General features: G+C 67.8%; 1 pseudogene. It reads right to left on the bottom strand.

From position 1 onward, the window contains the following. Window positions 1-568 (bottom strand): annotated as a pseudogene (locus DVH02_RS34430) (elongation factor 4); the annotation flags it as partial.

Below are 568 nucleotides of genomic sequence, written 5' to 3'. Positions count from 1 at the left end.
CTCGTCGCTGGAGAGGACGGCGATGAACGCCTCCTGGGGGACCTCCACGCTGCCGACCATCTTCATGCGCTTCTTGCCCTCCTTCTGCTTCTCCAGCAGCTTCCGCTTCCGGGAGATGTCACCGCCGTAGCACTTGGCGAGGACGTCCTTGCGGATGGCGCGGATGGTCTCGCGGGCGATGACCCGGGAGCCGATGGCCGCCTGGATGGGCACCTCGAACGCCTGGCGCGGGATCAGCCCGCGCAGCGTGGCGACGAGCCGCACCCCGTAGGCGTACGCCTGGTCGCGGTGGGTGATCGCGGAGAAGGCGTCGACCTTGTCGCCGTGCAGCAGGATGTCGACCTTGACGAGGTTGGCGGTCTGCTCGCCGGTGGGCTCGTAGTCGAGCGAGGCGTAGCCCCGGGTCTTGGACTTCAGCTGGTCGAAGAAGTCGAAGACGATCTCCGCGAGCGGCAGCGTGTAGCGGATCTCGACCCGGTCCTCGGAGAGGTAGTCCATCCCGAGCAGGGTGCCCCGGCGGGCCTGGCACAGCTCCATGATCGAGCCGATGAACTCGCTGGGCGCGAGG

It is taken from the genome of Streptomyces corynorhini (genome assembly GCF_003346515.1).
In the GTDB taxonomy this organism is placed as follows: Bacteria; Actinomycetota; Actinomycetes; order Streptomycetales; family Streptomycetaceae; genus Streptomyces; species Streptomyces corynorhini.
This window is presented reverse-complemented; position numbering and strand designations above follow the sequence as displayed.